The sequence below is a fragment of the Anaerostipes sp. CAG:276 genome, from assembly GCF_000432215.1.
Lineage (GTDB): Bacteria > Bacillota > Clostridia > Lachnospirales > Lachnospiraceae > Anaerostipes > Anaerostipes caccae.
The window spans coordinates 172,662-182,247 of record NZ_FR889195.1; the positions used below are offsets into that span (position 1 = coordinate 172,662).

At 42.5% G+C, this 9,586-nt stretch carries 8 protein-coding genes, 1 tRNA gene and 1 pseudogene; 8 read left to right on the forward strand and 2 right to left on the reverse strand.

Going from position 1 to position 9,586, the window contains the following annotated elements:
• From QVP35_RS10525 to QVP35_RS10545, 5 genes and pseudogenes are all read left to right on the forward strand, one after another.
• A pseudogene (locus QVP35_RS10525) lies at positions 1-209 on the forward strand (DNA topoisomerase IV subunit B); the annotation flags it as partial.
• A 15-nt stretch (positions 210-224) separates the two neighbouring features.
• On the forward strand, positions 225-2,711 hold the full coding sequence (gyrA, locus tag QVP35_RS10530; RefSeq protein ID WP_006565393.1) for a DNA gyrase subunit A: 2,487 nt from the start codon (positions 225-227) through the stop codon (positions 2,709-2,711).
• Between the two features lie 77 nt (positions 2,712-2,788).
• A complete protein-coding gene (locus QVP35_RS10535) occupies positions 2,789-3,631 on the forward strand; it encodes a fumarate hydratase (protein WP_006565394.1) in 843 nt (280 codons plus the stop codon).
• 12 nt (positions 3,632-3,643) lie between these two features.
• Positions 3,644-4,204, forward strand: coding sequence for a Fe-S-containing hydro-lyase (locus tag QVP35_RS10540; RefSeq protein ID WP_009290247.1), 561 nt, complete (start codon positions 3,644-3,646; stop codon positions 4,202-4,204).
• Between the two features lie 155 nt (positions 4,205-4,359).
• On the forward strand, positions 4,360-4,968 hold the full coding sequence (locus QVP35_RS10545; RefSeq protein WP_009290248.1) for a DUF4867 family protein: 609 nt from the start codon (positions 4,360-4,362) through the stop codon (positions 4,966-4,968).
• 85 nt (positions 4,969-5,053) lie between these two features.
• On the opposite strand, the gene QVP35_RS10550 is transcribed toward QVP35_RS10545, so the two are convergent.
• Together QVP35_RS10550 and QVP35_RS16630 are read right to left on the reverse strand one after the other, a co-directional pair.
• Positions 5,054-5,437 (reverse strand): hypothetical protein, encoded by a 384-nt coding sequence (locus QVP35_RS10550; protein WP_225103792.1) that lies wholly within the window; start codon positions 5,435-5,437, stop codon positions 5,054-5,056.
• Entirely contained in the window at positions 5,428-5,637 is a 210-nt protein-coding gene (locus tag QVP35_RS16630; protein WP_233444286.1) for an Rpn family recombination-promoting nuclease/putative transposase, read from the reverse strand. The genes QVP35_RS10550 and QVP35_RS16630 overlap by 10 nt, the downstream gene beginning before the upstream one ends.
• Positions 5,638-6,016: 379 nt before the next feature.
• Between QVP35_RS16630 and QVP35_RS10560 the strand changes: the two genes are divergently transcribed.
• The 3 genes from QVP35_RS10560 (at position 6,017) to QVP35_RS10570 (ending at position 9,357) form a co-directional block, all read left to right on the forward strand.
• Positions 6,017-7,492: an L-fucose/L-arabinose isomerase family protein gene (locus tag QVP35_RS10560; protein ID WP_009290251.1), complete on the forward strand. Its 1,476-nt coding sequence runs from the start codon at positions 6,017-6,019 to the stop codon at positions 7,490-7,492.
• A 20-nt stretch (positions 7,493-7,512) separates the two neighbouring features.
• Positions 7,513-8,982: a xylulokinase gene (gene xylB / locus QVP35_RS10565; RefSeq protein ID WP_009290252.1), complete on the forward strand. Its 1,470-nt coding sequence runs from the start codon at positions 7,513-7,515 to the stop codon at positions 8,980-8,982.
• A 287-nt stretch (positions 8,983-9,269) separates the two neighbouring features.
• Positions 9,270-9,357, forward strand: a tRNA-Ser gene (locus tag QVP35_RS10570).
• Positions 9,358-9,586 lie beyond the last annotated feature (229 nt).

Sequence of the window (9,586 nt, forward strand, 5' to 3'; positions counted from 1 at the left end):
GCTATAAAGGTCTGGGTGAGATGGATGCAGAACAGCTCTGGGATACTACTATGGACCCGGATAAAAGAGTGCTGCTGCGGGTAACCATCGATGAGGATTCCGCATCTGAGATTGACCTGACATTTACGACACTGATGGGTGATCAGGTGGAACCGAGGCGTGAATTTATTGAAGCCAATGCAAAATATGTCCAGAATCTGGACGTATAGGAAGGAATATAATATATGGACGAGAATACAATTTTTGATAAAGTTCATGACGTTGATCTGAAGCAGACAATGGAGAATTCCTACATCGATTATGCCATGAGCGTTATCGCTGCAAGGGCCCTTCCTGATGTAAGGGACGGGCTGAAGCCGGTTCAGAGGAGAATCCTCTATGCGATGATCGAACTGAACAACGGGCCGGATAAACCGCACCGTAAGTGTGCACGTATCGTCGGGGATGCTATGGGTAAATATCATCCTCACGGTGACAGTTCTATCTATGGGGCATTGGTTAATATGGCTCAGGAGTGGTCGACCCGTTATCCTCTGGTAGACGGCCACGGAAATTTTGGTTCTGTGGACGGAGACGGCGCCGCTGCCATGCGTTATACGGAGGCAAGGCTCAGCAAAATTTCCATGGAACTTTTGGCCGATATCGGTAAAGATACGGTCAACTTTATTCCGAACTTCGATGAGACGGAAAAAGAGCCCCAGGTGCTGCCGTCAAGGTTTCCGAATCTTTTAGTCAACGGTACACAGGGAATCGCGGTCGGAATGGCTACGAATATTCCGCCTCATAATCTCACGGAAGTGATCAATGCAGTTGTAAAAATTATCGATGATCAGGTGGAGAGAAACCAGGTTACAGATATTGAAGAGTTATTAGATATTGTAAAAGGACCGGATTTTCCGACTGGGGCGACGATTTTAGGAAAAGCGGGCATTAGTCAGGCATACCGTACAGGACGCGGAAAGATTAAAGTCCGTGCCGTCACGGATATTGAGCCGATGGCCAACGGAAAACAGAGAATTGTCGTAACCGAACTTCCTTATATGGTCAATAAAGCGAGACTCATTCAGAAGATTGCAGAGCTTGTAAAAGATAAAAAAGTAGACGGTATTACAGAAATACGGGATGAATCTGACCGTACCGGCATGAGAATCTGTATTGAGCTGCGCAGGGATGCCAATGCCAATGTCGTCCTTAACCGTCTGTTTAAGCATACCCAGATGCAGGATACGTTCGGAGTTATCATGCTCTCATTGGTAAACAATGAACCTAAGATCCTGAATCTGTTTGACATGCTCAATTATTATCTGGAACATCAGAAGGACGTTGTGACCAGAAGGACAAAATATGAGCTGAATAAGGCAGAAGAACGGGCTCATATTTTAGAAGGTCTGCTCATTGCCCAGGACAATATTGATGAAGTCATCAAGATTATTCGGGCAGCAGCAAATATCACGGAGGCGAAGACACAGCTCATGGAGCGTTTTGCCCTGACCGACGCACAGGCACAGGCAATCGTGGATATGAGGTTGCGTGCGCTGAACGGTTTGGAACGCGCCAAGCTTGAAAAAGAATATAATGAGCTGATGGCAAAGATCACAGAATTAAAGGCGATTCTTGCCGATGAAAAACTTCTTTTGGGAGTGATCAAAGATGAGCTGGTTCTGATCCGTGACAAATATGGGGATGAGAGAAGGACCTCTATCGGATTTGATGTAGACGATATTTCCATGGAAGATCTGATTCCAAGAGAAAATACGATCATCACTATGACAAAACTCGGATATATCAAGCGTATGACGGTGGATACCTTCAAAAGCCAGAACAGAGGCGGAAAAGGTATTAAAGGAATGCAGACCATTGATGAGGATTATATTGAGGAATTGTTTATGACAACTTCCCATCACTATATTATGTTTTTTACAAATATGGGAAGAGTGTATCGGATGAAAGCCTATGAGATTCCGGAGAGCAGCCGGACGGCCAGAGGTACGGCGATCGTGAATCTGATCCAGCTGCAGCCGGAGGAAAAGATAACGGCGGTCATCCCGATCAATGAATATAAAGAGGATCATTACCTGTTTATGGCTACCAAGAGCGGGGTTGTGAAAAAATCACCGATCATGGAGTATGCAAATATAAGAAAGACAGGACTTCTGGCGATTACGCTGAAAGAAAATGACGAATTGATCGAAGTGAAATTTACAGACAATGACCAGGATGTATTTCTTGTGACAAAGAACGGACAGTGCATCAGGTTCCATGAGACAGATGTCAGATCTATAGGACGAACAGCCATGGGTGTAAGAGGAATCAACTTAGATGGAGACGATGAAGTCATCGGCATGCAGCTGAATTCCCAGGGTGAAGCATTGCTGTTTGTGTCTGAAAATGGAATGGGAAAACGGACTGCCATGACTGAATTTACTCCTCAGCACAGAGGCGGAAAGGGTATCCGCTGCTACAAGATCACTGAGAAAACAGGAGATGTGGTCGGAGTCAAGGCTGTGGATGAAGAAAATGAAGTCATGATGATCACTACGGAAGGTGTTGTGATCCGGATGGGAGTCGATGGAATTTCTATGCTTGGACGGAATACATCGGGAGTCAAGCTCATGAATTTAGACGACAATGTGATTGTGGCAAGCCTGGCAAAAGTACGGGATGAAGAAGTGGAACAAGAGAGCGAAACTTCAGAAGAAGAAACAGAATAAAGATCAAAAGTCAGAGCATGGCATCAGCAGTCTGTGCTCTGACTTCTCGTATCACAGAATGATTTTTTGGAGGAAATATGAGAACGATCCATACAGATGAGATGATCCGCAGTATCAGGGACATGTGTATTGAAGCCAACCTGACCTTATCAGAAGATATGAAATGCAGGCTGAAAAATGCAAAAGAGACAGAAAAGACTCCGCTTGGAAAGCAGATTTTATCCCAGCTCAATGAAAATATGAAAATTGCCCAAGAAGAACAAATTCCGATTTGTCAGGATACGGGGATGGCTGTGGTATTTTTAAATATTGGCCAGGATCTGCATATTGAGGGCATGGACCTCCACGATGCGGTCAATGAGGGGGTCAGACAGGGATATAGAGAAGGTTATCTGAGGAAATCTGTCGTGAAAGATCCTCTGATAAGGGAAAATACGAAAGATAATACACCCGCGATTGTGCATATCGATATCGTTTCTGGGGATAAACTTGAAATTTTAGTAGCTCCCAAGGGATTCGGAAGTGAAAATATGAGCCGGGTATTTATGCTGAAACCGGCAGACGGAGCGGAAGGTGTCAGGAAATCTGTTTTAGAAGCCGTGAAGGATGCAGGACCGAATGCCTGTCCGCCGATGGTCGTCGGAGTGGGTCTTGGGGGCAGCTTTGAAAAAGCAGCTTTTCTGGCAAAAAAAGCGCTGACCAGAAACCTTGATCAGAGATCTGAGAAAGAACATATCCGTATCCTGGAAGAAGAACTCTTACAGGAGATCAATCAGCTGGGAATTGGTCCGGGGGGACTGGGAGGCAGCACCACTGCCCTTGGAGTAAATATTGAGACTTATCCGACACATATCGCAGGAATGCCTCTTGCCGTAAATATATGCTGTCATGTGAACCGACATGTACATCGGGTTTTATAAGGAGTTAGAGAGATGGATAAATATGTAACAGTGCCTGCCGGAGCCGGTGAACTGAAAAATCTGCGGGCAGGAGATTATGTTTACTTAACCGGAACCATTTATACTGCCAGAGACGCGGCTCATAAGAGGCTGTATGAAGCGGCAGAAGAAAAAAAGGAACTGCCGGTAAACTTAAAGAATCAGATTGTCTATTATCTCGGCCCCACACCAGCCAGGGAAGGCCAGGTAATCGGTTCGGCAGGACCTACGACCAGCAGCCGCATGGATAAATATACTCCGCGCATGCTTTCTCTTGGATTAAAGGGCATGATAGGAAAAGGCAAAAGGTCTGAGGACGTGATTAAATCTATGAAAGAAAATGGCGCAGTCTATTTTGCAGCAGTAGGGGGGGCAGGAGCACTTTTGTCAAAGTGTATCAAAAAATCTGAGGTCGTTGCGTATGAAGACTTGGGAACAGAGGCAATTCGGAAGCTTGAAGTTGAGAATCTTCCGGTAATCGTTGTGATTGACAGCCATGGGAATAATTTGTATGAGACGGCAGTAGTAGATTATAAAGCAAACTTTTTGGAATAATATTTAAAATATTGTCAACAATATACCTGTACTTCACAAAAACTTAAAGAAAATGAAAAGAAATGTTTATGTAATTTATGGTAGTATTATGTAGAATATTGAAGATGAATTTTCTTTATAAACTCAGCAATGAAAAACAAGAAGGAGCAGATAATATGTTAAGGTATATTTTTGACCCCGAATTTAATAAATATGGGAGAGTAATAGAAGATTTTGATTTCAGCCAGCTGAAACAGTATATGGACCGTATAAAGGCTTCAAAATATCTGGAAGAACAGCTGTCTGTCGAAGAGATGGAGAAACTGCCGGTGTGCCATAAAATTCAGTGCCAGCTGTTTCATGAACTTCCGGTGCAGATCGGATATATGAGCGGGCATAATCACAGAATTCATGGCGTAGAATATCACAAGTCGAAAGTCATACATATTGCAGCAACAGACTGTGTCATGTACCTGGGTCTGAGCCAGGATATCGAACCAAATCATGAGTATCATACATCCAGAATGGAAGCGTTTTTTGTCCCGAAGGGCACAGCCGTGGAGTTAAACTGCGGCGTACTTCACTGTGCTCCATGCAACGTAAACGGATATGGGTTTAAGCTTATCTGTATTGCACCAAAACATACAAGTGAACCATTTGGTACGAAAGTAAGAACGGAAAAGGATAAGATTTTGTTTGCAAGGAACAAGTGGCTGATTGCTCATAAAGATTCCGATATTGAAGGGGCATTTTACGGTCTCAAGGGTGATACGGAAGCAGTGTAATACAAGTCAGTACCAGTAACGGCACCAATTTAATTTGGTGCTGTTTTTTTATATTTTTATATAGATGATATTAAATACAAATTATTTATGTTAAATGATATTCCCTATAAAGTTTTATTCTCATATTTTCATCATCGACAGCAAGCCTGGCATCTTCAATTCTTCCATCCAGAAATAATTTCTGGATCAGAGAGGCAAGTATATGTTCACCTTCAGCCTTTCCTAATTCTTTGCTGAATTTCATCTGTGTAGCGTAATCGGATAGATTTTTCTGGCTGAAGAGGTATTCATCCATGCGTTCAGGATCGCGTTCCAGTTCTTTGACGGCTTCCTCGATATAGGGATCTTTCTCAATTATCATACGTTCCTCCTCTCTGTCGGCATTGATAAGGCATGCCCACTCATATAGGGATTTATGATTATGTTTTACTGCAGATTGGCTCAGTTTTTTTAATTCAATTACATGAATTTCCCATTGGTCGCTGTATAGGGTATATCGCTGATCTTCCCTATGTCTTCAATAATTGTGTATAAATCCAGAATAGACAATTTTTCTTCCGGAAGATCCTTAGGCAAATACCGGTTTTTTATACGAATGTTTCTGATCCTTTCAGGCTGAATGTGAAGGATACTGATCAAAAAGCATTTTATGACTTTAGGTTGCTTCATAACTTGAGTGAAAGCATAGTCATTTTTTAAGGATACAAAAATATTTTTCTTTATCTTTTGTTTTATCTCCTTTAGTTTATCATGAAAGAACAATTATTTTACAATATTATAATATAAATATTTTACAGAAATTATTTATTCTTTGTCTGATTCAATTATTTTAGTACCTGTAAAAAATAGTTTTAGCGGTCATATGCTGTTTTTGCAGAAAGGGAAAATATTATGAACAAAATAGGAATACAGTCATTTGGCGCAGCAGAACGAAACAGTGTACCATAAGCGTGATGATAGTCTTGTTTTTGTGGCTCTTTTGGTATGACAGTGGTAAAATAAAAGAGATATCATAATTACTTAAATCCATTGACCAGGAGGGACGTTTATGGAAAATATACCAGAAGTAGTTTTAGGAATTGCAGCGGTCAGCAGGGATTGTTTCCCTATGTCACTGTCCGAGAACAGGAGAAAACTTGCTGCAAAAGCCTATCGGGAGAAATACGGGGAAATCTTTGAATGTGAGACTTGTATTGAAAATGAACTGGACATGAAGAAAGCCCTTGAAGAGCTTAAAAAAGCAGGATGCAACGCATTGGTTGTTTATCTGGGGAATTTCGGACCTGAGACGGCTGAGACATTACTGGCCAAAGAATTCGACGGACCGGTGATGTTTGCGGCGGCAGCCGAAGAGACACAGGATAAGCTGACCGATGACCGGGGTGATGCTTACTGTGGTATGCTCAATGCCAGCTATAATTTAAAGCTTAGAAATGTAAAGGCTTATATTCCGGAATATCCGGTGGGGACTGCCGGGGAAGTAGCAGACATGATTCATGAATTTGTACCGGTGGCAAGGGCAGTGATCGGCGTGCGTAACTTAAAGATTATTTCTTTCGGTCCGAGACCACAGGATTTCCTAGCCTGCAACGCACCGATCAAGCAGCTTTATAATCTGGGAGCCGAGATTGAAGAAAATTCTGAACTGGATTTGTTTGAGTCTTTTAAGGCACATGAGGGTGATGAGAGGATTCCGGATGTTGTAAAGGACATGGAGAAGGAGCTGGGAGAGGGAAATAAAAAACCTCAGATACTGCCTAAACTTGCACAGTATGAGCTGACCCTCCTGGATTGGATCGATAAGCATAGAGGTTCCAGGAAGTATGTGGCCATTGCAGGGAAGTGCTGGCCTGCTTTTCAGACTCAGTTCGGCTTTGTTCCGTGCTATGTGAACAGCAGGCTGACAGCAAAGGGAATTCCGGTGTCCTGTGAGGTGGATATTTATGGAGCTTTGAGCGAATTTATCGGCACGGCAGTCAGCGGGGATATTGTGACTCTTCTGGATATTAACAACACAGTGCCTGATGACATGTATGAGACAGAAATCAAAGGTAATTATGAATACAGCCGCAGAGACGTGTTCATGGGATTCCACTGTGGAAATACGGCTTCAGAAAAGCTCTCTTTTTGCGAAATGAAAAATCAGCTGATCATGACGAGAACGCTGCCCGAGGAATCTACACAGGGAACACTGGAAGGTGATATCATACCTGGAGACATTACATTTTACCGGCTTCAGAGCACATCAGATGCAAAATTAAGAGCATATATCGCGCAGGGAGAAGTACTCCCGGTGAGGACAAGATCCTTTGGAGGGATTGGTGTTTTTGCCATACCGGAAATGGGAAGATTTTACCGTCATATACTGATAGAAAAGAACTTCCCGCATCACGGAGCAGTTGCGTTCGGACATTTTGGAAAACTTCTGTTTGAGGTATTTAAGTATCTGGGAGTGGAGCAGACGGAGCTCGATTTTAACCGGCCGAAGGGAATGCTGTATCCGTCTGAGAATCCATTTGCATAATGGTGGAAAGGAGCTGAAAGATGTATTACATAGGACTTGACTTGGGGACTTCTGCACTGAAGCTGTTGTTAATGAGCGGGCAGGGTGAGATTTGTAAGATTATTTCCAAAGAGTATCCAATTTCATTTCCAAAACCAGGGTGGTCAGAACAGAACCCTGTGGACTGGTGGAATGCTGCTGTGGATGGAATACGTGAATTGGTCCGGGATGTTGTGGATAAAAATCAGATCAAGGGCATCAGCTTCGGAGGACAGATGCACGGCCTGGTCGTTTTGGACAAAGATGATCATGTCATCCGTCCCGCAATTCTGTGGAATGACGGCAGGACGGCAGAAGAATGTAAGTATCTAAATGAAGTGGTGGGCACAGAAAAATTGTCTCAGTACACTGCCAATATTGCTTTTGCAGGTTTTACCGCGCCTAAGATCTTATGGATGCAGAAACACGAGCCTGAGAATTTCAGAAAAATTCATAAAATTATGCTGCCAAAAGATTATCTTGCCTATCGTCTTTCCGGTGTGTTTTGTACTGATGTCTCAGATGCATCAGGAATGCTTCTGTTTGATGTGGAACATAAATGCTGGTCGGAAGAAATGCTGAATATCTGCGGTATAAAGAGAGAACAAGTGGCGGATATTTACGAGAGTTATGAAGCAGTGGGCACAATAACGCCTGAAGCTGCAGGAGAATTGGGACTTCCCCAAAATGTAAAAATTATAGCAGGCGCAGGGGACAATGCGGCAGCGGCCATCGGAACAGGAACCGTGGGGGACGGCAGATGTAATGTTTCCCTGGGAACATCGGGGACTATTTTTATTTCAAGCAAAAACTTCGGAGTGGATGAAAATAATGCTCTTCATTCTTTTGCACATGCGGACGGACATTTTCATTTGATGGGCTGTATGCTGAGTGCCGCATCCTGTAATAAATGGTGGATGGAAGATATTATTGAAACAAAAGAGTATGGAAAAGAGCAGGAATCTGTTCAGAATCTTGGAGAAAACCATGTGTTTTTCCTTCCATATTTGATGGGAGAACGCTCTCCGCATAATGATCCGGATGCCAGAGGGGCATTCATCGGTATGTCTATGGACACAAAGAGATCAGATATGACACTGGCAGTGTTGGAAGGTGTTGCTTTTGCAATGAGAGACTCACTGGAAGTGGCAAAATCCCTGGGAATTGATATCAAGAGAACAACGATCTGCGGAGGAGGAGCAAAGAGTCTGCTCTGGAGAAAAATCATGGCTAATGTCCTGAATCTTGAAGTTGATATTATAGAAAGCGAAGAAGGTCCGGGATATGGCGGCGCGATTCTTGCGGCAGTCGGATGCGGCGAGTACGATTCTGTGGAAGAGGCAGCAAAGAAATTGGTGAAAGTCGTGGATACAGTAAAGCCCGATTCAGAACTGGTCAAAAAGTACGAAAAACGATATAAGATTTTCAGACAGATTTATCCGAATCTGAAATTCCTTTATCCAATGCTCTGAATTATTTAAAGTAATATAGCAAATACACCTTTTCTCCGCTGTTTGTTCTTTACAGCAGCGGGGAAAAGCAGTTTACGGGAAGTCAGATATATCAAAACTCATATTCAGGAAATCTGGAAGTTGTGAGAAATACATGCTAATACTACTATATATAGTAGTAAAGAATTATATTCCAATTTTTAATAAATTATTTCATAAAATCTATTGACAAAGAGTTGGGAGTTTGATAATATATTCAAGCGTCACATGAAGACGCAGTATCATAACATAATTGTTTAGGCGCTTTTGGAGAAGTACTCAAGTGGCTGAAGAGGCGCCCCTGCTAAGGGTGTAGACCGTTTGCGCGGTGCGAGGGTTCAAATCCCTCCTTCTCCGTTTTTATAAATTCAAAAAAGAATTTGTAAAAAATGAAAAAAGTTGTTGACACAGAGAAATAAATATGATATTCTAATATAGCTGTCGCAAGAGAAACGACAAAAAACGACAGCAGAACTTTGATAATTGAACAATAAGACAACCTTGAAAATTCTAAGAGATTTTCAGTATCTTTTGAAAAAGATACACGAACGTTCTTTATATAAAGGACACAGTAAAACAAGGATAA